Below are 23,708 nucleotides of genomic sequence, written 5' to 3'. Positions count from 1 at the left end.
TATGGATGGAAATAGCGATGGGACATGGCATAGGGATGCGACAAACGGCCTGAGCCCCGCAAGCGGGGCCAGCGTCCGTCAGGAGATGCGCACTCGGCGCGCGGACCTAGACTGTCCCGGTGACTCCACCGCAGGTCCTGACCACCGTTGCCAGCTTCCGCGCCGCGCTCGCCGAGGCCGTCGCCGCCCACGTCCGTGAACATTCAGGCGCACCCACCGTGGGGCTGATCCCGACCATGGGCGCGCTGCACTCCGGGCATGCCGTCCTCATCGACGCCGCCCGAGAGGCCTCGGACATCGTGATCGCCTCGATCTTCGTGAACCCGCTCCAGTTCGACGACGAGTCCGACTACCTGCACTATCCGCGCACGCCGGAGCTCGACGTCGCGCTGCTCGGTGCCCACGGGGCCGACCTGGTCTTCGTCCCCGACATCGCCGCGATGTACCCCGGTGAGTCCGGCGCCCCCCTGGTGCGGGTCAGTGCCGGGGAGCTGGGAAGGCGCTGGGAGGGGGCCGCGCGGCCCGGACACTTCGACGGGGTGGTCACCGTCGTGGCCAAGCTCTTCAACATCATGGGCCCCCCGGCGCCGGCCAGGCTGCAGGCCTGGTTCGGTGCGAAGGACGCCGAACAGGTCGCCATCATCACCCGGATGACCGAGGACCTGAACCTTCCCGTGGACATCCGCACCGTAGCCACGGTGCGCGATGAGCTCGGACTCGCCCGCTCCAGCCGGAATCAGCGTCTGGACGCTACCGAATACGCCGCCGCGCTCGCCCTGCCCGCCGCGCTCTTCGCGCTGCGCGAGGACGCCGCCTCTGGACGGGCGCTGGGGCTGGCAGATCAGGTCGCGGAGCTCAGCTCGGCGGAGGGCGTGGAGCTGGACTACCTGGTCGTCGTCGACCCCGGCTCGCTTCAGGAGCTTCAGCCCGGCGGCGCGCTGTTGGATCGGCTTGGCATCCTGCGGGGGCCGGCGCTGGCGCTGATCGCCGCCCGGGTCGGCCCGGTGCGGCTGATCGACAACGTCATGCTGACTCCGGGCAGGTCACAGCCCCGGGAGTAGGCTTGAGCCATGACCGACACCGCGAGCAGCAGCCCGAACGCACACGCCTCCTTCCCGTACATCGACCACGACGTGCGCCCGCAGGATGACCTGCAGCGCCATGTCAATGGCGAATGGCTGAAGACCGCCGAGATCCCCGCCGACATGGACGCCTACGGGTCCTTCCATGAGCTGCGCGACAGGGCCGAGGCAGATGTGCGCCAGATCTTGGCGCAGGCCGCAGCCGGGAACCTCGAGGCCGCGGAGCTCGAGGGCGCCGGTGAGGGCATCGCCGCCCGGATCGGGGCCTTCTATACCTCGTTCATGGACGCAGACGCCGCCCAGCGGCGCGGACTGACCCCGATCCAGACGATGCTGGAGAAGCTTGAGGCGGTCAGCACCGTGGAGGATCTCGTCCGGCTCTCCGCCGCCTGGCAGCGCCAGGGGGTGGACGGGATCTTCGTCGCCGGATCCATGCGCGACGCCGGGGACCCCACGCGGATGCTCTGGCACGTGATGCAGTCCGGCCTCGGCCTGCCCGACGAGTCGTACTACCGCGAGGAGAAGCTCTCCGAGATCCTCGCGGCTTACCAGGACCATCTGGCGCGGGTGCTCGAGCTCAGCGGAGTCGACGAGGCCGACGAGGCCGCCGCCGCCGTCGTCGCCCTCGAAGGTGTCATCGCCGCCGAGCACTGGGACAAGGTGACGCTGCGTGATGCGCAGAAGCGCTACAACCTGGTCACCGACGAGGAGGCCGAGACGCTCATGCCGCTGCTGCGCGAGGCGTTCGCCGGCTGGGGCCTGCAGCCGCAGCACACCGAACAGCTCGTGCTTGCTCAGCCCGAGGTGCTCCCCGGGATGCAGGCGGCGCTGACCACCCAGCCGCTGCAGACCTGGAAGCTCTGGCTGCGGGTGCAGCTGCTGCGCTGGGCAGCCCCGCTGCTGCACGAGGAGCTGGTGAACGAGAACTTCGACTTCTACTCCAAGCGGCTCTCCGGGGCCCAGCAGCTCAAGGAGCGCTGGAAGCGCGGGGTCGCGCTGACCAACGCCCACCTGGGCGAGGACGTGGCTCAGATCTATGTGGCCCGGCACTACCCGCCCCAGGCACGCGCCGCGATGGATGAGCTGATCGATGCGCTGATCCAGGCCTACCGCGAGTCGATCAGCGCGCTGAGCTGGATGGGGGAGGAGACCAAGGGTCGCGCGCTGGAGAAGCTCGACGCGTTCAAGCCGATGGTCGGCTTCCCCGAGCGCTGGATCGACTACTCCAGCGTCGAGGTGGACCCCGAGGACGTGGTGGCCAATGTCCGCCGGGCCGCGGCGTTCGAATGGGAGCGTGACATCGCCAAGCTTGACGAGGGACCGGACCCTGACGAGTGGCACATGAATCCTCAGACGGTCAACGCCTATTACTCGCCGCTGGAGAACGTCATCTGCTTCCCGGCCGCGATCCTGCAGCCGCCGTTCTTCTCCGCCGAGCGGGACATGGCGCAGAACTTCGGCGCCATCGGCGCCGTGATCGGACATGAGCTTGGTCATGGCTTCGACGACCAGGGGTCGCGCTACGGCGCCGACGGCTCGCTGAGCAACTGGTGGACCGAGGCTGATCGCAGTGCCTTCGAGGAGCGCACCACGAAGCTCGTCGAGCAGTACAGTGTGCTCACCCCCTCGCAGGCGCCGGAGCACACCGTCAACGGCGAACTCACGCTGGGGGAGAACATCGGTGACCTCGGTGGTCTGGGCATCGCGCATAAGGCCTACCGGGTGTGGCTGCAGGCGCAGGGTGCGCAAGCCACCGAGGTCGAGGGCCTCAGCGCCGACCAGAGGTTCTTCTTCGCCTGGGCACAGGCCTGGCGAAACCTCACCCGTCCCGAGCGAGCGGTCACCTTGATCAGCATCGATCCGCACGCGCCGGCGGAGTTCCGCGCCACCCAGGTGGTCAAGAACCTCGACGCCTTCCACGCCGCGTTCCAGACCCAGCCCGGGGACGGGATGCACCTGCCCCCGCAGGAGCGCGTCACAATCTGGTGACGCGGCGACCTGGTGGCCCGGTGACGCGGCGACCCGGTGACCCGGTGACCCGGCGACCTGGTGGCCCGGCGACGCGGGGCGATCCGGTCGGTGCGCACGGCACGTAGAATGGCGGACTGTGACTGCCCAGAACTCCGCCGCCTCCGGCGCCAATGACCTTGACACCAACGACCAGCGCGCCGTGCGCCTGGACAAGCGCGAGCGCCTGCTCGCCGCCGGGGTCCAGCCGTATCCGGTGACCGTGGAGCGCTCGGCTTCGCTGGCCGAGGTCCGCAAGCGCTTCCCGGACCTGGAGCCCGGGGCTTCCACCGGGGAGACCGTGGCGGTGACCGGACGCGTGATGTTCGTGCGCAACACCGGCAAGCTGTGCTTCGCCACGCTGCAGGAGGGTGGACCCGATGGCAGCGGGGTCCGGCTGCAGGCGATGATCTCCCTGGCAGAGGTGGGGGAGGCTGCGCTCGCGGACTGGAAGGCGCTGGTGGACCTTGGTGACCACGTCCGGGTCAGCGGCGAGGTCATCGCCTCGCGCCGCGGCGAGCTCTCCATCATGGCGAGCTCCTTCGAGATCGCCTCCAAGGCGGTGCGACCGCTTCCGGTGCTGCACGCGGAGCTCAACGAGGAGACCCGGGTGCGTCAGCGCTATGCGGATCTCATCGTCCGGGACGAGGCGCGGCAGATGGTGTTCCGTCGGGCCGCGATCACCCGCTCCATCCGCGACACGCTGCATGATCGCGGCTACGTGGAGGTCGAGACCCCCATGCTGCAGCTGATCCACGGCGGCGCCCAGGCGCGGCCGTTCCAGACGTATCTGAACGCCTTTGACCAGGACATGACGCTGCGTATCGCCACTGAGCTCTACCTCAAGCGCGCCGTGGTCGGCGGCATCGACCGGGTCTTCGAGATCGGCCGGGTCTTCCGGAATGAGGGGGTGGACTCCACGCATTCCCCGGAGTTCACCACGCTGGAGTCCTATGAGGCCTGGGCGGATATGTATGTGATGGCCGAGCGGATGCGCGAGATGATTCTCAATGCCGCAGACGCCGCCGGATCCAGTCGTCAGATCCAGACGGATCAGGGCGTCATCGACCTCGACGGCGAGTGGGCCTGGGTCTCGGTCTACCCCGGTCTCTCCGCGGCGGTGGGAGAAGAGATCACCCCTGCGACCTCCGCCGAGAGGCTGCGCGCCGTCGCCGCGGCACACGAGGTCTCCGTGGACCCGGCCTGGGATGCGCAGAAGCTGGTGATCGAGCTCTTCGGCGAGATCGTCGAGCCCACGCTGATCCAGCCGACCTTCGTCTGCGACTACCCGCCCGCGGCGCAGCCACTGGCCCGCGCCCACCGCGAGAAGCCCGGCGTCATCGAAGCCTGGGACCTGATCATCGGGGGCATGGAGCGCGGAACCGCGTTCTCCGAGCTGGTGGACCCGGTCCTGCAGCGAGAGCGCCTGATGGAGCAGGCCCGAATGGCCGCCGCCGGTGACGACGAGGCCATGCAGCACGACGAGGACTTCCTGCGAGCCCTGGAATATGGTGCGCCGCCCATGGGCGGAATCGGTCTGGGCATCGATCGTCTAGTGATGCTCTTCACGGGAACCGGCATCCGCGAGACGATTCTCTTCCCGCTGCTGAAACCTGAAGCACAGGCTTGAACGTTTTGCCGTCGAAAGACGTAGCATGATTAGCACCGCGAACGACATTTTTTCAACCTGAGTACAAGCAAGGAATGTAATGGAAAACTTCTGGACGTACTTCGAAGTTCTCGCCCCTTCCATCGGCGTCGGGCTGGTCTTCTGGCTTGCCATCCGCGCCATATTCCGGGCCGATCGAAATGAGCGTGCGGCCGAGACTCAGGCCCGCGAAGAGGCCTCTGATCAAGGGTTTAAGCGCGACGAACCGCCTGCTGCGCCACGCAGGTGAACTCCTGGCTCACCGCCGAATTCGTGGCGTGAAGCACAAGGTCATGACTGTCTTCGGTTGAGAAACTGGTTCCCAACGAGAATCATCTTCCGGGTCCATGGAAGCCAAAAACTATCCGGCTTGACCGCCAATTGTATTTCTTGAAATACTTAGCTTCACATAGATCGTTCTTGATCTATCGCAGCGAAAAGCGTCGCAAGAGATGAAGCCCATTGAGTCTCGACGTGTGAGTGAGCAGTGAGGTATATGAGATGGCCCAGAAGGTAGAAGTAGTTCTCGTCGATGATCTTGACGGCAGTGAGGCAAAGGAGACGGTCACGTTCGGACTGGACTCCCGCTTCTATGAGATTGACCTCAGTGAAGAGCATGCGAAAGAGCTGCGCGAGACGCTGAAGAAGTACATCCGCAAGGGCCGGGCCATTGCCCCGCCCTCCCCGCAGAATGAAGCCCGTCAGATTCGTGACTGGGCCGTGAAGAACGGTTATCAGGTCTCCAGCCGAGGTCGCTTGCACCGCGACATCGTGGAGGCCTACCGAAACGCCAAGAAGCGCTGATCCTGCGCACCGCTCGCGGTGCCGCGGAGACGATCGGCCGAGGTCGTCGAGAAGCCCGGACGCAGCATCACGCTGCGTCCGGGCTTCTCTGCTGTCAGACTCGGCGCCGCTGTCGAGGGGCAGAACTTTTCCCTACGGCGAACAGCGGCGACGAGACCGCTCGATGCCCGTAGCCTTGGGAGCAGAGCACCAACGCTAGGAGTGTCTGTGGCTATGTTCGAGAGATTTACTGATCGCGCCAGGCGCGTGGTTGTGCTTGCCCAAGAAGAGGCACGCATGCTGAACCACAACTACATCGGAACCGAGCACATTCTGCTCGGCCTGATCCATGAAGGTGAGGGTGTCGCGGCCAAGGCCCTTGAGTCGCTGGACATCTCCCTCACCGGAGTGCGCGAAAAAGTGCAGGAGAAGATCGGGCCCGGGCAGAATGCGCCGAGCGGCCACATCCCCTTCACCCCGCGCGCGAAAAAGGTCCTGGAGCTCTCGCTGCGCGAGGCGCTGCAGCTGGGCCACAACTACATCGGCACCGAGCACATTCTGCTGGGCCTGATCCGCGAGGGCGAGGGTGTCGCAGCTCAGGTGCTCGTGGAGCTCAACGCTGACCTGAACAAGGTCCGCCAGCAGGTCATCCAGCTGCTCTCCGGCTATTCCGGAGGCGGCCAGGAGAAGGCAGGCGCCGGAGTCGGCCAGGGCGGTGCGAATGAAGGCACCCCGGCCGGATCCGTCGTGCTCGATCAGTTCGGTCGCAACCTCACAGCCGCAGCCCGAGAGGCGCAGCTGGACCCGGTGGTCGGCCGTGACTACGAGCGTGAGCGCGTGATGCAGGTGCTCTCCCGACGCACCAAGAACAACCCGGTGCTGATCGGTGAGCCCGGTGTCGGCAAGACCGCCGTCGTCGAGGGTCTGGCCCAGGCGATCGTCAACGGCGATGTGCCGGAGCTGTTGAAGGACAAGCAGCTCTACACCCTGGACCTCGGGTCCCTGGTGGCCGGTTCCCGCTACCGCGGTGACTTCGAGGAGCGCCTGAAGAAGGTGCTCAAGGAGATCCGCACCCGCGGAGACATCATCCTCTTCATCGACGAGATCCACACCCTGGTCGGCGCAGGTGCGGCCGAGGGTGCGATCGACGCCGCGAACATCCTGAAGCCGCTGCTGGCCCGCGGTGAGCTGCAGACCATCGGTGCGACCACGCTGGATGAGTACCGCAAGCACATCGAGAAGGACGCTGCGCTGGAGCGCCGCTTCCAGCCGATCCAGGTCGCGGAGCCCTCCGTGGAGGTCACCGTGCAGATCCTGCGCGGACTGCGTGACCGCTACGAGGCCCACCACAAGGTCTCCATCACCGAGGAGGCCCTGGAAGCCGCCGCCTCACTGGCCAACCGGTACATCAACGACCGATTCCTCCCGGATAAGGCCATCGACCTGATCGATGAGGCCGGCGCCCGGCTGCGGATCCAGAAGATGACCGCGCCGCCGGAGCTCAAGGAGTTCGACGCCAAGATCGAAGACGTCCGGCGGGAGAAGGAATCCGCCATCGACGCCCAGGACTTCGAGGGCGCCGCCAGCCTGCGCGACAAGGAGCAGAAGCTCGTCGAAGAGCGCCAGGCCAAGGAAGACGCCTGGAAGTCCGGACAGATCGACGAGATCGCCGAGGTCGATGCCGATCTGATCGCGGAAGTCCTCGCGTTCTCCACCGGCATCCCGGTCTTCAAGCTCACCGAGCAGGAGTCGGACCGCCTCCGCCGCATGGAGGAGGAGCTGCACAAGCGGGTCATCGGTCAGGACGAGGCCGTGAAGTCGCTCTCCCGGGCGATCCGCCGCACTCGCGCCGGCCTCAAGGACCCCAACCGGCCCTCCGGTTCGTTCATCTTCGCCGGGCCCACCGGCGTCGGCAAGACCGAGCTGGCCAAGTCTCTGGCCGAGTTCCTCTTCGGCGACGAAGACGCGCTCATCACCTTGGACATGTCGGAGTTCTCCGAGAAGCACACGGTCTCCCGGCTCTTCGGAGCCCCTCCAGGCTATGTGGGCTACGAGGAGGGCGGTCAGCTCACCGAGAAGGTGCGTCGCCGTCCGTTCTCGGTGGTGCTCTTCGACGAGGTCGAGAAGGCCCACTCGGATCTGTTCAACTCGCTGCTGCAGATCCTGGAGGACGGTCGCCTGACCGACTCCCAGGGGCGCGTCGTGGATTTCAAGAACACCGTGATCATCATGACCACCAACCTCGGCACCCGGGACATCTCCAAGGGTGTGATGACCGGCTTCACCTCCAGTGAAGACACCACGACGAACTACGAGCGGATGAAGGCCACGGTCAGCCAGGAGCTGCGCCAGCACTTCCGGCCGGAGTTCCTCAACCGAGTCGATGACACGATCGTGTTCCCGCAGCTGAAGCAGGAGGAGATCGTTCAGATCGTGGATCTGTTCGTGAACCGACTCCGCTCCCGGCTCGCCGAGCAGGCCATGACCCTCGAGGTCACCCAGCCGGCTCGAGTGTTCCTGGCCGAGACCGGCTACGATCCGGCGATGGGTGCCCGGCCGCTGCGCCGCACCATCCAGACCCTGATCGAGGACGAGCTCTCCGAGCGGATCCTCTACGGCGAGATCCCCCACGGTGCCGGCATCTCGATCGGCGTCGAGGGCGAGGGCAAGGAGCGCAAGCTCACCTTCGAGTGGCACGATCCGCAGGATCAGATCGAGGCCGCCGAAACACCCGCCGCCATCGAGGGCTGAGTCCCAGGGTCGGCCAGCGCTGACCCAGATATGAGTGAAGCGCCGTCGGAATCATCCGGCGGCGCTTCACTCATATCTGCCTCTAGCCCCCGGGTGGACCGATGATCAGCAGCACCACGAAGACCAGGACGACGCCGACCGCCAGCCCTCCGCCGAGAAGTTTGGGCCGGTTCAGCAGCACCCGCAGGGCGCGGTCATGCCAGCTCTGATCTCGTGGATGCTCGGTGGCCACGGTGCGCCAGGGCCCGTCGAGCCGTCCGGTGCGCTTGAGCCAGAGATCCACCGGAATCGTGGCATACGGAATCACCGCACTGATCACTGCGATCGAGGTGGGACCGGCACTCCAGCGCTGATTCTTCGCCACGATCACCGCGGTGGCCGCGTAGGCCAGGAACACGAAGCCGTGGATGCCGCCGCCGATGCTCACGGCGATGTCCAGGTCGTTGGTCGCGCGCAGGATCATCCCGCCGATCAGCAGGGTCCAGGAGACCGCCTCGGCGAAGGCCAGCACGCGAAAGAAGGTCTTGGGGGAGCGGAACACGGATCTCCAGAGTCATCGGGGCAGGGGGCTCCGAGCATCGTACGGGTTCATGCTGGGGTGCGCCGGAATATGTCAGGCCCCGGCGGTAACGTAGGGGCTATGGCAACTCGCACCGCGTCACGGAGCACGGGGAAGTCCCGGTCCAAAGGGTCCCCGTCCTTCGAATGCACTGAATGTGGCTGGCAGACGGTCAAGTGGGTCGGCCGCTGTCCGGAGTGCCAGGCCTGGGGCTCTGTGGAGGAGAAGGGCCAGGTCACCGCCAGGACGACGGCGGCCAGTCAGCTCGCTCAGCCCGCCCGGGTGATCCATGAGGTCGACGCCTCCGAGGCGGAGTTCAGACCCACCTCCATCGGCGAGCTCGACCGGGTGCTCGGTGGAGGGCTGGTGCCCGGCGCGGTGATCCTGATGGCCGGCGAGCCCGGTGTCGGGAAGTCCACGCTGCTGCTGCAGGTGGCCTCGGCGGTGGCCCGGGCCCACCCAGACTCCCCGGTGCTGTATCTGACCGGCGAGGAGTCCGCCGCGCAGGTGAAGAAGCGCGCCGAGCGCATCGACGCGATCTCCGAGGGGCTCTATCTCGCCGCCGAATCCGACCTGGGCCAGGCGTTGGGCCAGGTGGAGAAGCTCTCGCCCCAGCTCACGATCATGGACTCGGTGCAGACGTTCTCCTCGGCCGAGATCGACGGTGCCCCCGGAGGGGTCACCCAGATCCGCGAGGTCACCGCCTCGATGATCGAGTCCGCCAAGCGCAAGAACATGACCACCATCCTGGTGGGGCACGTGACCAAGGACGGCAGCATCGCCGGACCCAGGATGCTTGAACACCTGGTGGACGTGGTCTGTCAGTTCGAAGGGGACCGGCACTCCCGGCTGCGGCTGCTGCGCGCGGTGAAGAACCGCTACGGGCCCACCGATGACGTGGGCTGCTTCGATCTCAACGAGGACGGTCTGACCTCGCTCGCAGATCCCAGCGGGCTCTTCGTCTCGGCGATGACCGAACGTGTCCCCGGGACCTGCATCACCATCACCCTCGAGGGTCGAAGGCCACTCACCGCCGAGGTCCAGGCGCTGGTGGCCGAATCACAGGCGTCCCAGCCCCGCCGGGCGGTCTCCGGTCTGGACTCACCCCGGGTCTCGATGCTGCTTGCGGTGCTGCAGCGCCGCGCCAAGCTCACGGCGCTGATGAAGTCCGAGGCCTATGTGGCCACCGTGGGCGGGGTCAAGATCACCGAACCGGCGGCAGATCTCTCCATCGCCCTGGCCGTGGCCTCCGCTGCGCTGGAGAAGCCGCTGCCGAACCGGTTCGTGGCCTTCGGCGAGGTGGGCCTCGCCGGTGAGGTCCGCCCGGTTCCGGGTCTGCGCCAGCGCCTCGAAGAGGCCCAGCGGCTGGGCTTCACCCATGCCATCGTCCCGCGGAAGTCCACCGGCACGGAGAAGGAGGCCACCCCGCAGGGAATGCGGGTCCGCGAGGTCGGTTCACTCACCGAGGCGCTGAGCCTGGTGCTCGACGGCGGCCAGTCCGGCTGACCCGGTACCTGCCGTCTGCCCGGCGGCGGGCCCGCCGGGCCCCTGAGAGGCCGAACCCTGCGCTCCGGGGAGGCTGATCTGCCCGGCATCATCGGCGGCCAGGCCGTCGCGCAGCAGCGAGTCCAGGCAGCGGCTCCGCTGCTCCTGGGAGGCGTCGGGAAGCGGGAGCTCGTCGAGCAGCTCGGTGCGCCCCACGGTTTCTCCGGTGCGCAGCACCGCCATGATCGCCCCACGCACCTGACGGTCCGTGCCCGCCCATCCCTGGCCTCGGGTCTGCTGCTCCTGCGTGGCCGGAGGTGACCCGGCGGCCCGCCATGCGCAGAGGTCCGCCACGGGGCAGGCCTGGCACTGTGGGGCGCGAGCCGTGCAGATCAGCGCCCCCAGCTCCATGGCCGAGGCGTTCCAGGCGCAGGCGGTGGCGCCGTCGTCGGGCTCAGCGGCGGGCATCAGTTCGTGGGCGAGCCGACGCTGCGCCGAAGTGTAGGTCTTGCCTGGCAGCGCGTGCCCGGTGAAGGCACGCGCGTGGACCCGGCGGATATTGGTGTCCACCACCACCTCGGGCTCCAGAAACGCGAAGCAGGCCACCGCGGCGGCGGTGTACTCACCCACGCCCGGCAGTGCGCGCAGCTCGGCGGCGGTGCGGGGCACCTCGCCCTGATGGCGCTCCACCATGGCCTGCGCGGCGGCCTGCAGGCGCAGCGCGCGACGTGGATACCCCAGCCGGTCCCATGCGGTGAGGACCTCTGAGGTCGGTGCCGCGGCGAGATCAGCCGGCTTCGGCCAGCGCTGCATCCAGAGCTCCCAGCGCGGAAGCACCCGCACCACCGGGGTCTGCTGCAGCATGATCTCGCTGACCATGACCCCCCACGGGGTGCAGTCGGGCTCCCGCCAGGGCAGCGGGCGGGCGTTGCCCTCGAACCACTCGATCACTCGCTCGTGGACCAGCGTGGGCTCCGGGGTGAAGCCGATCTCCGGGCAGAGGGATCCCTCGCGAGCGGAGTTCATCGGGCTGGCGAGGGTTGTCCTGGCGGCAGGCTCGGCGGTGGGTCTCATCGCCATGAGTCTAGAGACTCCCGGCAACCGCTGCTCCGGCGATGATGCCGTGCTCTGGCGATCGCTGCGCTGGGGTGCCGTGGCGAACCTGCTGCGACGGCGCCGGTTCAGGCCTGCACGTTCAGGCTGCCGATCAGCTCCTGCACACGGGTGCGGATGTCATCGCGGATCACACGGACGGTCTCGATTCCCTGCCCTGCCGGGTCATCGAGCTGCCAGTCCTCATACCGCTTGCCGGGGTAGAACGGGCAGTCGTCCCCGCAGCCCATGGTGATCACCACGTCCGAGTCTTGGACGGTGACCGGAGACAGCTTGTCCGGAATGTTCTTGGAGATGTCGATGCTGACCTCGGCCATGGCCTCCACCGCCACGGGGTTCACCGAATCCGCGGGCTGAGTGCCCCCGGAGTAGACCTGCACGGTGTCCCCGGCGAGTTCACGCAGGAAACCGGCGGCCATCTGGGAGCGCCCTGCGTTGTGGACGCAGACGAAGAGGACTGTGGGCTTGGAGGTGCTCATGGTGTTCCTTCCGAGGGCTTGCCGAATAGAGGGGGCGAAGGTCAGAGACTGTGAGGGGCGGCTGCGGCGATCGGGCTCTCCTGCTTGGTCGCGATGTTCGAACCGGTGAAGAACCGGCGGGCCCACAGGGCCACGTAGACCAGCGCGACCAGGACCGGAACCTCGATCAGTGGGCCGACCACTCCGGCCAGCGCCTGCCCGCTGGTGGCGCCGAAGGTGGCGATCGAGACGGCGATGGCAAGTTCGAAGTTGTTCCCGGCCGCGGTGAAGGACAGCGTTGTGGTGCGCTCGTAGCCCATCCGCAGCATCCAGCCGATGACCATGGAGGCGGCGAAGATGACCACGAAGTAGACCAGCAGCGGCACCGCGATCCGGACCACGTCCATCGGGCTGCTGAGCACCTGTTCGCCCTGCAACGCGAAGAGCACCACGATGGTGAAGAGCAGGCCATAGAGCGCCCAGGGGCCGATCTTCGGCAGCACCTTGGCCTCGTACCATTCGCGACCGCGGGCTCGTTCGCCCAGGGTCCGGGTGAGGTAGCCCGCCAGCAGCGGGATGCCCAGGAAGACCAGCACCGAGACGGTGATCGCGACGATGGAGAACTCGGCCGAGGTGGTCTCAAGCCCGAGCCAGCTCGGCAGGACCTGCAGGTAGAACCAGCCCAGCACGCCGAACATGAAGACCTGGAACACCGAGTTGATCGCCACAAGCACCGCTGCCGCCTCACGATCACCGCAGGCCAGATCGTTCCAGATCAGCACCATGGCGATGCATCGGGCAAGCCCCACGATGATCAGGCCGGTCCGGTACTCCGGCAGATCGGCCAGGAAGACCCAGGCCAGGACGAACATGAACGCCGGGGCCAAGACCCAGTTGATCAGCAGCGAGGTGATGACCAGCTTCTTGTCCTTCAGCACCCGACCGGTCTCGTTGTACCGCACCTTCGCGAGCACCGGGTACATCATGATCAGCAGACCCACAGCGATGGGCAGTGAGACTCCGGCAACCTCCATGGACTCCATGGCCACACCCACCTGGGGGACGACGGCGCCCAGCGCAAGTCCCAGCCCCATGGCGGCGATGATCCAGACCGGGAGGAAACGATCCAGCACCGAGAGCTTGGCCACCACGGCCGAAGCGTCGGGGACGGATGGGGCAGACTGGCTCACAAGCACTCCTGGGAAGATCGACAAACTTCGATGCCCCGAGTATCGTCAGGAATATCGACGGATGTCAATCCATGAGATGTGCGGGGGAGGATATGCGCAGAAGCCGCCCCTGGACGGAGAATGGATCTCGAGCAGACCAGCTCGAGCAGACCAGGCCGAACCTTGGAGGAGAAGCGATGACCGCCCAGATCGACTGCAAGGTGCCGCAGGATCCGCAGTCGCCGGAAGATCGTGTCGCACTGGACTCCGAGGGCGCCGCCGAGCTCGCCGTGGGATTCAAGGCGCTCGCAGATCCGAATCGCCTCACCCTGCTCACCCTGATCGCCGCCGATGCGGCCGGGGAGGCCTGCGTCTGTGACCTCACCGAGCCGCTCGGCCTGGGTCAGCCCACTGTCTCCCACCACCTGAAGGTGCTGGTCGACGCCGGGTTCCTCACGCGTGAGAAGCGCGGGACCTGGTCCTACTACTCGGTGGTGCCAGGGGCTCTGCAAGACCTCTTCAACTCCCTGACCGATTGGACCACACCCTGATGCCCGAGACCACGACGAACCACTCAGCACCCGAGACCACCCCGGAGAACTCCACCAGCCCCTCCGATCAACCGGTCCGCGGCGCCGAGGAAGAGGTCGCTCCGGTGTCAGAGCCCACCGAGCGTTCCCAGAATCCAGCGGTGCTCTTCGTCTGCGTGAAGAACGGCGGAAAATCGCAGATGGCCGCCGGGCTGATGCGCCAGGACCTTGCAGCGGCAGGACTCGGGGGCGCCGTCGTCGTCTCCTCGGCCGGCACGCAGCCAGGCTCGAAGGTCAATGCGCTCGCTGCAGAGGTGCTCGCGGAGGTCGGTGCCGACATCGCTGGTGAGGCCCCCACGCAGCTGACGCCGGAGGCGATGCGTGAGGCTGGGCACGTCGTCATCCTCGGCGCCGAGGCCGAGGTCGACGCGCTCGAAGGCGTGAAGATCGAGCGCTGGGAGCTCGACGAGCCCAGTGCGCGCGGCATCGAAGGCCGCGAACGGATGGAGCTGGTCCGCGATGACATCCACCTGCGGGTGCGTGAGCTCCGGGAGCGCCTGCTCGGCTGAGAAACAGCGCCAGTCTCCTCCGCTAACCTGGGGCCATGGGTTCCCAGCGAAGGCGGCAGTCTGCCGAGGTCTACAGGCGTCGTCGCATCCTCGTCGGGGTGCTCGCAGTGGTGCTTCTGGTGCTTGCAGGATGGCTCGTCGGCCTTGCGATGGGCGGCGGGCAGGAGTCGCAGGAAGCCGAATCGGGGCCGGACTCCGCAGGTCAAGACGCTGACGCGGGTCCCGACTCGACCGGCTCCGAGCCAGCGGACGAGGATGGCTCGGAGTCCGGCTCCGAAGACTCTGAGGAGGCCGAGGATCCGGACTCCGAGCCCGAACCGTCCCAGGACCAGCCCCCCGAGGACGGGAGCTGCCGCACCGGCGATCTAGAGGTCCGCGCCTCCACGGGCTCGGAGTCCTACGGGCCCGGCTACGCCCCGATGCTGGTGATGGAGGTGGAGAATGCCGCCGACTACGCCTGCGAAGCTGACCTGGGCACCGAAGAGCAGGAGTTCCTGATCGAACATGGCGGGGCCGTCATCTTCTCCACCGCAGAATGCTCCGTCTCCCGCGAGTCGCTTCCCGTGCAGCTCGAGCCCGGTCAGGTGGAACAGGCGCATTTCACCTGGCCCCGCTCGGACTCGGCCGAGGACTGCGCCGAGCCGACCGAGCTGAATCCTGGCAGCTATGAGCTGACGGTGAGCCTCAGCGGCGTCCGCTCGGAGCCGCATGACTTCAGGCTGAACGAAGGCTGATCCCACCAGGTCTGGCGCTTGGCCGGAACCGCACGCCGATGCCGGGTCCGCGCCTAGACTGTCTCGATGGGTTCTTTCATCATCAGACCGGCGCGCACTGCCGACGTCGCCGCAATCATGGGCATGGCTGAACCTCTGGTGGACCAGCGCGTGCTGGTGCCCAAAGAGGCCGTCGCCTATTACGAGGCGATCCAGGAATTCGTCGTGGCCGAGGCCCAGGACGGCAGCCTGATCGGGTTCGGCGCCCTGCACGTGATGTGGAAGGACCTCGCCGAGGTGCGCACCCTGGCCACCGATTCCCGTTGGCGCGGACACGGCGTGGGATCCGGACTGCTCAAGGAGCTCACCACGCGAGCCCACACCCTCGGCGTCAGCCGAGTGTTCTGTCTGACCTTCGAGGTGGAGTTCTTCACCCGGCATGGCTTCGGGATCATGGATGACCAGGCCGCGGTGGACCCGGAGGTGTACACCGAGCTGCTGCGCTCACCCGATGAGGGTGTCGCGGAGTTCCTCGACCTCGCCCGGGTCAAGCCCAACACCTTGGGCAACACCCGGATGATCCTGCAGCTCTGATCTCTGGGGCCTCACAGCCCGGGGCTTCACAGCTCGGGGAGCTGCTCGCGGGCGTCTTCATGGCTGGATCCTGCGGCCTGCAGCATGTCCACCACGAGCGTGCGCAGCAGCAGCACCACGGTCTCGCCCTCCAGCGTCCCGATCCCCAGGGACTTCGGGTGCAGTCGCTGAGCCAGTGCCGAGAGTCCCTCCTGTGCGGTGTTCATCCGGTGGGTGTAGGCCGAGCCGGGCTCCGAGACCGCTTGGGAGAGCAGCAGCGAGCAGTCGGCGAACTCGTCCAGCACCGCCGAGAGGTTCTCCACCGCCTCGTCGCTGAGCGTGGCGTGGTCCACGGTGCTGATGATCCGGCGCGCCACCACCCGCATGCTGCGCACCGAGAGGTCCACCTGGTCCGCGACCTCGGCCATATGCCGGACATAGTGGCGGTGCTTGCGGTAGGCCGGTGAGAAGACGGTCAGCTCCTTGGCTGAGCGCACCGCGTTGCGCAGCTCATCGATCTGTGGCTGCAGGCCGCGGCAACGGATCAGCGAATGCCAGGCCTGGCGTGAATCCGAGTTCCGCACCGCCTCGGCGACGTCGCGCAGCGAGGCGGTCATCGCGTCCACCACGCTCTTGAGCTCAGCTATCGGCTCGCGGCGAGGATCCTTCGGGGTCAGCAGCGTGATCACCATCGCCACCGCGCCGCCGATGATCGCGTCCAGGCTGCGTGTGAACGGGCCGAGCGCGGCAGCCTCCGGGGGTGGGATCAGCACCACCAGCAGGGCCTGAAGCCCCATCTGCATGGCCAACACCGGCCCGGAGTCCAAGAAGCGGGCCAACATGATGGACAGGAACAACACCAGCGTGGCGGTGCCCAGGTTGGAGCCGAGCTGATGCAGCAACAGGTCGCCGATCAGGATGCCCAGCGTGCAGCCCACGCTGACCTCGAGCACCTTGCGCATTCGTGGTTCTTTGGTGAAGCCCAGGGCGATCAGCGCGGCGATGGCGGCGAAGAGCGGATCATCGTGGCCCAGCACCCGCTCTGCGATCGTGTAGGCACCCACTCCGGCCACGGTCATCTGCAGAGCAGGAATCACCGAGCGTCGCATCCTGCGGACCCCGACCCGGAATCGGCGTCGGGTGAAGCGGCGCGCCCGGTCCAGCGGGCGGGGAATGGAGCGCTCGGTCGTCACCCCATGAGTGTAGGCGGCGCACACCCATGGGGATACGAGGTGCCTCACACCTGGCCGTTCTTGGCCATGTCATAGGACACACCGGCACGGCGCGCCAGTTCACCAAGCGTTCACCTTAAGTGAGCGCCACGGTCACCTGTTCAGCGGTCCAGGGTCACCTGTGGTGCCTAGTGTGATGCGAGGTTCGCAGGACGCACCCCTGGTGAACCGCACAGACTCCTTCAAACGGCGCATATCGGCGCCTGATGAAACCTCAGAGAGGCACAGACAACGTGAAGATGAAGAGCTTCGGTCGCGCGGCGGCCATCCTGTCCGTATCAACCCTGGCCCTGGTGGGCTGCGGCGAGTCCAACAACCCGGATGCCGGGGGCAGCGACGCAGAGGGCGGCGAGAACGGCGCGAGCAGCGAGGTCGCGGGCACCCTTGTGGGCGGCGGCGCCTCATCCCAGGAAGCAGCTATGACTGCCTGGACCGACGGCTTCACCTCCGTGGCCCCTGATGCTCAGGTCAACTACGCATCCGTGGGCTCCGGTGGCGGCCGCGACGGCTTCCTCGGCGGTGAGTACGACTTCGCGGGCTCCGACGCTGCGATGAGTGATGAGGAGTGGGAGTCCTCCCAGGAGGTCTGCGGCCCAGAGGGCGCGTTCCACATCCCCTCCTACATCTCCCCGGTGGCGGTGGCATTCAACGTCGAGGGCATCGAGGACACGCTGAACCTCGATGCCGACACGATCGCCGCCATCTTCGCCGGTGAGGTCACCAGCTGGGACGACGAAGCCATCGCCGAGCACAACCCGGACATCGAGCTGCCCGCCACCCCGATCTCGGTGGTGCACCGCGCAGACGACTCCGGAACCACCGAGAACTTCGTGGACTACCTCGCGAACGCCTCGGAGAACTGGGACTACGAGGTCTCCGGCGAATGGCCCAGCGAGATCGCCGCAGAGTCAGCCCAGCAGACCTCCGGCGTCGTCGGCCTGACCTCCGAGACCGACGGGGCGATCACCTACGCCGATGCCTCCCAGATCGGTGACCTCACCACCGTCGCCGTGCAGGTCGGCGAGGAATACGTCGAGTACTCACCCGAGGCCGCCTCCCAGGCCGTGGCCTCCTCCACCCCGGTCGAGGGCCAGGCGTCGAACAACATGGCCTACGAGCTGGACCGCAACACCGAGGAGTCCGGCGCCTACCCGGTGGTCCTGGTGAGCTACCACATCTTCTGCAACGAGTACCCCGACCAGGAGACCGCCGACCTGGCTACCGCCTTCGGTGAGTACGTCATCTCCGAGGACGGCCAGGCCACCGCCGAAGGTGCCGCAGGCAACGCCCCGATCTCCGATGAGCTGCGCGACGGCGCCATGGAGTCGCTCTCGGCGATCACGGTCTCCGAGTGAGCTTGAGCAGTCGCTGCACAACGTGAGTCCCACGGACGTCGGGTGGTCGGGTCGGAGTTCAGACTCTGGCCGCCCGGCGTCCGTGCACGTGTCATCAAGCATCAACCACACAGATCTGAGAGGCAGACCAGGTGACCAGCTCACTGACTCAGTCCGATAAGCGGGGAGTCGCCGGAGACCGCGTCTTCTCCGCGCTGACGCTCTCCGCCGGCGTCCTCATCCTGCTCACCCTGGCCTTCGTGGCACTGTTCCTGACGGTGAACTCACGGGATGCGGTCTACCAGGAGGACCAGGGCGGCTGGATCCTCACGGCGTTCCTCGACTACGCCTATCCGCTGGTGATCGGCACGCTCATCGCCTCCTTCATCGCGCTGATCCTGGCCGCGCCGATTGCTGTCGGTGTTGCGCTCTACATCTCGCACTACGCGCCGCCGCGATTCTCCAAGAGCATCGGGTATGTGATCGATCTGCTCGCCGCGATCCCCTCGGTGGTCTATGGCGCCTGGGGCATGAGCTTCCTCGGCCCGGCGCTGATCCCGGTCTATGGGTGGCTGCACGAGAACCTTGGATTCATTCCGCTCTTCGCCGGCGACCCGTCCCAGACCGGACGCACGATCTTCACCGCCGGCGTCGTGCTGGGTGTCATGATTCTGCCGATCATCACCTCGGTCTGCCGCGAGATCTTCATCCAGACCCCGAAGCTGCATGAAGAGGCGGCGCTCGCGCTGGGCGCGACCCGCTGGGAGATGATCAAGATGTCGGTCTTCCCGTTTGCGCGCGCCGGCATCATCTCCGGCATCATGCTGGGCCTCGGTCGGGCTCTGGGCGAGACCATGGCGGTGGCCCTCGTACTGTCCCCAGGCATGCTCACCGCTTCTCTGATCTCCAGCGGGAACAGCACGATTCCGGCAGAGATCGCTCTGGGCTTCCCCGAAGCTCCGCCGGGCTCGGAACGTCAGGCCCAGCTCATCGCCATCGGCCTCGTCCTGTTCCTGATCACGCTGCTGGTCAATATGACAGCCCGTTGGATCGTCAGCCGCCACAAGGAATTCTCGGGAGCCAACTGATGACACAGACCCCAACTCCGACGCCGGCCTCGGTCCAGGGCCCCTCCGGTGCGCCAGGCCTCAGCGAGCCCACCAGCAACGGGGTGCCGCGGCGCAGCTCCCTGACGCAGAACACGTTGCCGTCCTGGCTGTGGATCGTCATGCTCGGCGGATCCGTCATTCTGGGCGCGGCGCTCTCGGCCCTGCTGGGATTCAATCTGGCCACATTCTTCATCTTCACCGCGGTGATCTACGTGATCAGCAGCTACATCGTCACCCGCACCCGGGTGAACCGCAGACGCGCCACCGACGGCCTCTGGACCAACCTGGTCTACCTCGCCTTCCTCATTGCCCTGATGCCGCTGGTCTCGGTGATCTGGTCGGTGGCCTCGGTCGGCATCCCGGGTCTGATGACGCCGGGCTTCATGGTCTCCGACATGCAGGGAATCACCGGGCTGGTGGACCAGGCGTCCCAGACCGAAGGCGCGCCGGTCCTCGGTGGCATCGCCCATGCCCTGATCGGATCGCTGCTGATCACCTTGGCCGCCACCGCGATCTCGGTGCCGATCGGTCTGCTCACCTCGATCTACCTGGTGGAATACGCCAAGGGTGGGCCGCTGTCCCGGGCTATCACGTTCTTCGTCGACGTGATGACCGGCATCCCCTCCATCGTGGCCGGGCTCTTCGCCGGTGCGGCCATGGCCTGGTTCCTCTCGGTCTTCAGCGGGGTCACGGGCCTGCTCACCACCCAGCGCTCCACCCTCGGGATCACCGCGGCCATCGCGCTCTCGGTGCTGATGGTTCCGGTGGTGGTCCGGACCACCGAGGAGATGCTCCGAGTGGTGCCCAATGAGCTGCGCGAAGCCTCCTACGCCCTGGGCGTGCGCAAATGGCGGACCATCTTGAAGGTGGTCCTGCCCACCGCCATCTCAGGCATCGCCTCAGGGGTCACCCTGGCCATCGCCCGGGTGATCGGCGAGACGGCCCCGATCCTGGTCACCGCCGGGTTCGTGGTCAACACCAACTGGAACCTGTTCCAGGGTTGGATGACCGCGCTGCCGGTCTACATCTTCCGGCAGTTCCAGAACCCGACCTCGCCGAACTTCTCGGACCCCTCGGAGCAGCGCGCCTGGGCGGCGGCACTGGTGCTGATCCTGATCGTGATGGGGTTGAACCTCTTCGCGCGGCTCATCGCCAAGCTCTTTGCCCCCAAGCAGGCCGGACGCTGACCACAGCCTCCGCGGCCCCATCGTCCTTTCCAGAGAAAGTGTGAATATCAGACATGTCTAAGCGAGTAGATGCCATTGATCTCAACGTTTATTACGGTGATTTCCTGGCGGTGGAGGGCATTAACATGAGCATCGATGCCCAAGCGGTGACAGCCTTCATCGGTCCCTCCGGCTGCGGCAAGACCACCTTCCTGCGCTCGCTGAACCGGATGCATGAGGTCCTTCCCGGCGCCCGGGTGAAGGGTCAGCTGCTGCTTGACGGGGAGGACATCTACGATCCCGGGGTGGATCCGGTGACCGTGCGCACCCAGGTAGGCATGGTGTTCCAGCGTCCGAACCCGTTCCCGACCATGACCATCCGAGAGAACGTGCTGGCCGGCTATAAGCTCAACGGCGCCCGGCTCTCGAAGTCGGAGTCCGAGGAGATCGTCGAGACCTCGCTGCGCAGCGCGAATCTGTGGAACGAGGTCAAGGATCGGCTGGACCGCCCGGGCTCAGGCCTCTCCGGCGGCCAGCAGCAGCGGCTGTGCATCGCGAGGACCATCGCGGTGAAGCCCGACGTCATCCTCATGGACGAACCGTGCTCCGCGCTGGACCCGATCTCCACGCTCGCCATCGAGGACCTGATCGGTGAGCTGCAGCAGGACTACACGGTGATCATCGTGACACACAACATGCAGCAGGCGGCACGGGTCTCGCAGAAGACCGCGTTCTTCAACATCGCCGGCACCGGCAAGCCGGGGAAGCTCATCGAATACAGCGACACCACCGCGATCTTCAACACCCCGCAGGAGAAGTCCACCGAGGACTACGTCTCCGGACGCTTCGGCTGAGCACCGGGGAGCCGGCCAGTGGAGGCTGACCCCCGGTCGTGGGCCCGCCCTCGGCTGGGGTTCCTGTCTCGGCTCAGCGCAGCAGCGGACTGAGCGCAAGCGTGAAGACCGCCGTGGCAGTGCCGGCGGCGATCGGGGTCAGCACCCAGTAGCGGCAGATGCGGCGGAACTGCCGCCAGTGCACGGTGGTGAAGCGCTGGTTCGAACCGGCCCCGATCACCGTCGAGGCCGCGGTCAGCGATGTGGACAGCGGGAGCGCGAAGCCGAGCGATCCGATGAACAGCAGCGCCGAGGTGGACGTGGTCGCCACCATTCCGCGCAGCGGATCTATCTCCACCAGGCGGTGACCCAGCGTGTGCCCGATCCGCCAGCCGCCGCTGAGGCAGCCGGCGCCGATCATCAGGGCGAATCCGACGTAGGCGTAGGGCAGCCACATCTGCGCATCATCGACCTCTGCCGCGACCAGGGCGGTGAGCAGCACGAAGGAGAACCGCTGTCCCTGCTGCAGCCCGGTGCCCAGGGAGGTGACGCCCACGCTCACCGCCTGGGTCATCCGTGATGTCGTGTTGACCGCATCCGGATCCTCGCCGCGGGCGAAGCGAACGGCCACGAAGACCAGCAGATATGCGAGCCCGAAGGCGGCCAGCGGAGACAGCAGAAGCGTCAGCGCCGCTCCGGCCCAGGGCATCGCAAGAACTTGTTCGAAGTCGAGATCCGCGACGACGGCGGCGGCCAGCGTGCCGCCGAGGAAGCCAGCCAGCAGGGCGTGAGTGGTCGACGTCGGCATCCCGCGCAGGTAGGTGAAGAGGTTCCAGCCGAACAGCGCCAGGGCGGCGGAGAAGACGACGGCGAGCAGCAGTCGCGGCTCCATCTGCGGGAACTCAAACCAGGTGTAGAGGTAGATTCCCAGCGGCAGGGCCAGCAGCACGCCGAGGGTGTTGAATCCCGCCGCGAGTCTCGTAGCCGCCGGAGGTGTCAGCGCTCTGGTGCGCACCGGGATGGCGATCGCGTTGGGTACGTCGTGGAGTCCAGCGATGAATGCATTGGGAATCAGCGTCAGGCAGATGAGCCCGAGCAGAATCATCTCCACGCGGGTGCCTCAGGACTCGCGCACGATGATGGAACCGGCGGTGACCGCCACAGCTCGCTGGTCGTCGATAGCGGCGAGCAGCGCATCCGCGATCTGCGCCTGCTGCAGCGCGATGTTCGGCTGAAACGCGTTGTCCGTGCTGGTCATCCACGCCCGGTGGGTTCGGTTCGCCTGCTTGGTCAGACGCTGCATCTGGATCCAGTAGTCCTCAAGCAGGTCGAAGTCCTCCAGCCGGGACATCGCGGCCACCGTGAGGTCCAGCTGGCGGCTCAGCGTCTCCAGCTGTTCGGCGCTCTGGCTGGGCAGGCTCAGATGCGGGCGGGCAAGGATCAGGTCCCCGGCGGCGACCACATGCTCCATGGTCCGGTTCAGCTGCTGGGAGAGCGCGTAGATGTCGTGCCGGGGCAGCGGAGTCAGGAAGACGCTGCGTATATGAGTCATCAGGTTGAAGTGCAGGTCCACTGCCCGGCCCTCCAGGCCGAGCAGCTGTTCGCGCAGCACGGCACGTTCCTCGTTCGGGCTGCCCAGCAGCTGTGAGATCAGCTGCACCCCGGCACGCACCTCACGGGCGATGCTCGCCAGAAGGTCTGTGGCCTCAGGCTTGCGCTGGCCTCTGCGTGCGATCATGCGGTGTATTTCCCCAGGTGAACGAGTGTCGAGGTGTCGGCCACGAGTGTATAGCGCCAAGATGAATTCGGCTGAGCGGCCTGGAAAGGTCCGCCGTGAGGGGGATGTCTCCAATGAGCGGGCTCAAGAGCGTTGAGGTGTGCCGGGCCGGGAACGCCTCACGGCGCGGGGCCGCTCGAAGCGGCTCAATAATGGAGCCCGGGGGTTACCGCGGCCCGGCACACCTCCAGTGTGCTCCCTGTCCCTGCATGCGGTCAACTGGGCGGCAGGACCAGCTCTGAATCGGGGCCCTCAAGAGATATACCCAGGTCTGCGCTGAGCGCTGACCTGGGTATATCTGTCTCCAACGGAGGACTATGGTGGGCCCTGCGGGACTCGAACCCGCGACCAGCGGATTAAAAGTCCGATGCTCTACCAACTGAGCTAAAGGCCCCTGTGGAGCCGCTGAAGACCTCCCCTATGGTATCGCCGCCGGGGCCTGCGGCATAATGACGGACACGATGTGGGCTGGCAGTTCAGCGGCTCACAGACCGAAGCGAATCTCTCCAAGGAGGACGCGATGACCAGCCAGCCCCGCCACCGCCGGCCGCGCTACACCGAGCCGGCAACCTTCGATCAGCGAGAAGGCGGCGCGGATCCTGCCATCATCTCCCAGGCGGCCCACGACACCGCCCATGCGCTGGTCTTTCACGGTCGCGATTCCGACGATCCCGAGGTCACCGAGCGTTCATCCGGCTGGCCGAGACCGAAGGCATCGAAGCGATCGCCGAGCTCTGGTCAGATTCCCCGGCGCACTCCTTGGCCGGTGGCCTCTGGAGGATCTACGCGATCCGAGCCGCGGTGAACAAGGACCCGC

23 protein-coding genes and 1 tRNA gene are annotated in these 23,708 nt (G+C 66.7%); 16 read left to right on the top strand and 8 right to left on the bottom strand.

The window, feature by feature from the left end:
* The first annotated feature begins 119 nt into the window (after window positions 1–119).
* From panC to BG28_RS05330, 6 genes are all read left to right on the top strand, one after another.
* On the top strand, window positions 120–1,061 hold the full coding sequence (gene panC / locus BG28_RS05355; protein ID WP_084479464.1) for a pantoate--beta-alanine ligase: 942 nt from the start codon (window positions 120–122) through the stop codon (window positions 1,059–1,061).
* Window positions 1,062–1,070: 9 nt separating this feature from the next.
* On the top strand, window positions 1,071–3,071 hold the full coding sequence (locus BG28_RS05350; protein ID WP_084479463.1) for a M13 family metallopeptidase: 2,001 nt from the start codon (window positions 1,071–1,073) through the stop codon (window positions 3,069–3,071).
* Window positions 3,072–3,189: 118 nt separating this feature from the next.
* On the top strand, window positions 3,190–4,719 hold the full coding sequence (lysS, locus tag BG28_RS05345; RefSeq protein ID WP_036474616.1) for a lysine--tRNA ligase: 1,530 nt from the start codon (window positions 3,190–3,192) through the stop codon (window positions 4,717–4,719).
* Window positions 4,720–4,798: 79 nt separating this feature from the next.
* A complete protein-coding gene (locus tag BG28_RS05340; RefSeq protein WP_036474615.1) occupies window positions 4,799–4,987 on the top strand; it encodes a hypothetical protein in 189 nt (62 codons plus the stop codon).
* A 251-nt stretch (window positions 4,988–5,238) separates the two neighbouring features.
* Window positions 5,239–5,541 carry an Lsr2 family protein gene (locus tag BG28_RS05335; protein ID WP_036474614.1) on the top strand — a complete coding sequence of 101 codons (303 nt, stop codon included), beginning with the start codon at window positions 5,239–5,241 and terminating at the stop codon, window positions 5,539–5,541.
* Between the two features lie 213 nt (window positions 5,542–5,754).
* Window positions 5,755–8,271: an ATP-dependent Clp protease ATP-binding subunit gene (locus BG28_RS05330; RefSeq protein WP_036474613.1), complete on the top strand. Its 2,517-nt coding sequence runs from the start codon at window positions 5,755–5,757 to the stop codon at window positions 8,269–8,271.
* Between the two features lie 82 nt (window positions 8,272–8,353).
* Here the strand turns inward: BG28_RS05330 and BG28_RS05325 are convergent, their stop codons facing one another.
* Window positions 8,354–8,812 (bottom strand): DUF3817 domain-containing protein, encoded by a 459-nt coding sequence (locus tag BG28_RS05325; RefSeq protein ID WP_036474612.1) that lies wholly within the window; start codon window positions 8,810–8,812, stop codon window positions 8,354–8,356.
* A gap of 99 nt (window positions 8,813–8,911) precedes the next feature.
* Between BG28_RS05325 and radA the strand changes: the two genes are divergently transcribed.
* Complete coding sequence (gene radA, locus BG28_RS05320; protein ID WP_036474611.1) at window positions 8,912–10,336, top strand: DNA repair protein RadA; 1,425 nt, start codon at window positions 8,912–8,914, stop codon at window positions 10,334–10,336.
* On the opposite strand, the gene BG28_RS05315 is transcribed toward radA, so the two are convergent.
* The 3 genes from BG28_RS05315 to arsB form a co-directional block, all read right to left on the bottom strand.
* Window positions 10,286–11,389 (bottom strand): A/G-specific adenine glycosylase, encoded by a 1,104-nt coding sequence (locus tag BG28_RS05315; RefSeq protein ID WP_084479474.1) that lies wholly within the window; start codon window positions 11,387–11,389, stop codon window positions 10,286–10,288. The two genes, radA and BG28_RS05315, sit on opposite strands and share 51 nt — an antisense overlap.
* Window positions 11,390–11,496: 107 nt before the next feature.
* Complete coding sequence (locus BG28_RS05310) at window positions 11,497–11,907, bottom strand: arsenate reductase ArsC (RefSeq protein ID WP_036474609.1); 411 nt, start codon at window positions 11,905–11,907, stop codon at window positions 11,497–11,499.
* A 41-nt stretch (window positions 11,908–11,948) separates the two neighbouring features.
* Entirely contained in the window at window positions 11,949–13,076 is a 1,128-nt protein-coding gene (gene arsB, locus BG28_RS05305; protein ID WP_036474608.1) for an ACR3 family arsenite efflux transporter, read from the bottom strand.
* Between the two features lie 176 nt (window positions 13,077–13,252).
* Here arsB and BG28_RS05300 point away from each other — a divergent pair, with 176 nt between their 5' ends.
* The 4 genes from BG28_RS05300 to BG28_RS05285 all read left to right on the top strand — a co-directional run bounded on the left by BG28_RS05300 (window position 13,253) and on the right by BG28_RS05285 (window position 15,461).
* Entirely contained in the window at window positions 13,253–13,606 is a 354-nt protein-coding gene (locus BG28_RS05300; protein WP_051501019.1) for a helix-turn-helix transcriptional regulator, read from the top strand.
* Window positions 13,606–14,154: a low molecular weight phosphatase family protein gene (locus tag BG28_RS05295; RefSeq protein ID WP_084479462.1), complete on the top strand. Its 549-nt coding sequence runs from the start codon at window positions 13,606–13,608 to the stop codon at window positions 14,152–14,154. Before BG28_RS05300 ends, BG28_RS05295 begins: the two co-directional genes overlap by 1 nt.
* Window positions 14,155–14,189: 35 nt before the next feature.
* Window positions 14,190–14,888 (top strand): hypothetical protein, encoded by a 699-nt coding sequence (locus tag BG28_RS05290; protein ID WP_036474607.1) that lies wholly within the window; start codon window positions 14,190–14,192, stop codon window positions 14,886–14,888.
* Window positions 14,889–14,954: 66 nt separating this feature from the next.
* Window positions 14,955–15,461: an amino-acid N-acetyltransferase gene (locus tag BG28_RS05285; protein WP_036474606.1), complete on the top strand. Its 507-nt coding sequence runs from the start codon at window positions 14,955–14,957 to the stop codon at window positions 15,459–15,461.
* A gap of 26 nt (window positions 15,462–15,487) precedes the next feature.
* On the opposite strand, the gene BG28_RS05280 is transcribed toward BG28_RS05285, so the two are convergent.
* Window positions 15,488–16,633 carry an aromatic acid exporter family protein gene (locus tag BG28_RS05280; RefSeq protein ID WP_235180979.1) on the bottom strand — a complete coding sequence of 382 codons (1,146 nt, stop codon included), beginning with the start codon at window positions 16,631–16,633 and terminating at the stop codon, window positions 15,488–15,490.
* 272 nt (window positions 16,634–16,905) lie between these two features.
* Between BG28_RS05280 and pstS the strand changes: the two genes are divergently transcribed.
* The 4 genes from pstS to pstB all read left to right on the top strand — a co-directional run bounded on the left by pstS (window position 16,906) and on the right by pstB (window position 21,135).
* The gene (gene pstS / locus BG28_RS05275; RefSeq protein WP_036474605.1) at window positions 16,906–18,027 is read left to right on the top strand and encodes a phosphate ABC transporter substrate-binding protein PstS; all 1,122 of its coding nucleotides are present in this window, start codon (window positions 16,906–16,908) and stop codon (window positions 18,025–18,027) included.
* A gap of 131 nt (window positions 18,028–18,158) precedes the next feature.
* Complete coding sequence (gene pstC, locus BG28_RS05270) at window positions 18,159–19,094, top strand: phosphate ABC transporter permease subunit PstC (RefSeq protein ID WP_036474604.1); 936 nt, start codon at window positions 18,159–18,161, stop codon at window positions 19,092–19,094.
* The gene (gene pstA / locus BG28_RS05265; RefSeq protein ID WP_084479461.1) at window positions 19,094–20,302 is read left to right on the top strand and encodes a phosphate ABC transporter permease PstA; all 1,209 of its coding nucleotides are present in this window, start codon (window positions 19,094–19,096) and stop codon (window positions 20,300–20,302) included. Before pstC ends, pstA begins: the two co-directional genes overlap by 1 nt.
* Window positions 20,303–20,355: 53 nt before the next feature.
* Window positions 20,356–21,135: a phosphate ABC transporter ATP-binding protein PstB gene (gene pstB / locus BG28_RS05260; protein WP_036474603.1), complete on the top strand. Its 780-nt coding sequence runs from the start codon at window positions 20,356–20,358 to the stop codon at window positions 21,133–21,135.
* Window positions 21,136–21,208: 73 nt separating this feature from the next.
* Here the strand turns inward: pstB and BG28_RS05255 are convergent, their stop codons facing one another.
* From BG28_RS05255 to BG28_RS05245, 3 genes are all read right to left on the bottom strand, one after another.
* The gene (locus BG28_RS05255) at window positions 21,209–22,219 is read right to left on the bottom strand and encodes an inorganic phosphate transporter (protein ID WP_036474699.1); all 1,011 of its coding nucleotides are present in this window, start codon (window positions 22,217–22,219) and stop codon (window positions 21,209–21,211) included.
* Window positions 22,220–22,234: 15 nt separating this feature from the next.
* Complete coding sequence (locus BG28_RS05250; RefSeq protein WP_036474602.1) at window positions 22,235–22,852, bottom strand: DUF47 domain-containing protein; 618 nt, start codon at window positions 22,850–22,852, stop codon at window positions 22,235–22,237.
* A gap of 357 nt (window positions 22,853–23,209) precedes the next feature.
* A tRNA-Lys gene (locus BG28_RS05245) sits at window positions 23,210–23,285 on the bottom strand.
* Window positions 23,286–23,411: 126 nt separating this feature from the next.
* Between BG28_RS05245 and BG28_RS16155 the strand changes: the two genes are divergently transcribed.
* The gene (locus BG28_RS16155; protein WP_235180978.1) at window positions 23,412–23,696 is read left to right on the top strand and encodes a hypothetical protein; all 285 of its coding nucleotides are present in this window, start codon (window positions 23,412–23,414) and stop codon (window positions 23,694–23,696) included.
* Window positions 23,697–23,708 lie beyond the last annotated feature (12 nt).

This window comes from Nesterenkonia sp. AN1, assembly GCF_000582475.1.
GTDB lineage: Bacteria > Actinomycetota > Actinomycetes > Actinomycetales > Micrococcaceae > Nesterenkonia > Nesterenkonia aurantiaca.
This window is presented reverse-complemented; position numbering and strand designations above follow the sequence as displayed.

Coding starts and splice junctions, on each gene's coding strand:
- BG28_RS16155 (WP_235180978.1), top strand. CDS start 23,412: ATGACCAGCCAGCCCCGCCACCGCCGGCCGCGCTACACCGAGCCGGCA.
- BG28_RS05300 (WP_051501019.1), top strand. CDS start 13,253: ATGACCGCCCAGATCGACTGCAAGGTGCCGCAGGATCCGCAGTCGCCG.
- BG28_RS05315 (WP_084479474.1), bottom strand. CDS start 11,389: ATGAGACCCACCGCCGAGCCTGCCGCCAGGACAACCCTCGCCAGCCCG.
- pstB (WP_036474603.1), top strand. CDS start 20,356: ATGTCTAAGCGAGTAGATGCCATTGATCTCAACGTTTATTACGGTGAT.
- BG28_RS05255 (WP_036474699.1), bottom strand. CDS start 22,219: ATGATTCTGCTCGGGCTCATCTGCCTGACGCTGATTCCCAATGCATTC.
- BG28_RS05290 (WP_036474607.1), top strand. CDS start 14,190: ATGGGTTCCCAGCGAAGGCGGCAGTCTGCCGAGGTCTACAGGCGTCGT.
- BG28_RS05250 (WP_036474602.1), bottom strand. CDS start 22,852: ATGATCGCACGCAGAGGCCAGCGCAAGCCTGAGGCCACAGACCTTCTG.
- BG28_RS05335 (WP_036474614.1), top strand. CDS start 5,239: ATGGCCCAGAAGGTAGAAGTAGTTCTCGTCGATGATCTTGACGGCAGT.
- pstA (WP_084479461.1), top strand. CDS start 19,094: ATGACACAGACCCCAACTCCGACGCCGGCCTCGGTCCAGGGCCCCTCC.
- BG28_RS05330 (WP_036474613.1), top strand. CDS start 5,755: ATGTTCGAGAGATTTACTGATCGCGCCAGGCGCGTGGTTGTGCTTGCC.
- BG28_RS05295 (WP_084479462.1), top strand. CDS start 13,606: ATGCCCGAGACCACGACGAACCACTCAGCACCCGAGACCACCCCGGAG.
- radA (WP_036474611.1), top strand. CDS start 8,912: ATGGCAACTCGCACCGCGTCACGGAGCACGGGGAAGTCCCGGTCCAAA.
- BG28_RS05350 (WP_084479463.1), top strand. CDS start 1,071: ATGACCGACACCGCGAGCAGCAGCCCGAACGCACACGCCTCCTTCCCG.
- BG28_RS05285 (WP_036474606.1), top strand. CDS start 14,955: ATGGGTTCTTTCATCATCAGACCGGCGCGCACTGCCGACGTCGCCGCA.
- BG28_RS05310 (WP_036474609.1), bottom strand. CDS start 11,907: ATGAGCACCTCCAAGCCCACAGTCCTCTTCGTCTGCGTCCACAACGCA.
- BG28_RS05340 (WP_036474615.1), top strand. CDS start 4,799: ATGGAAAACTTCTGGACGTACTTCGAAGTTCTCGCCCCTTCCATCGGC.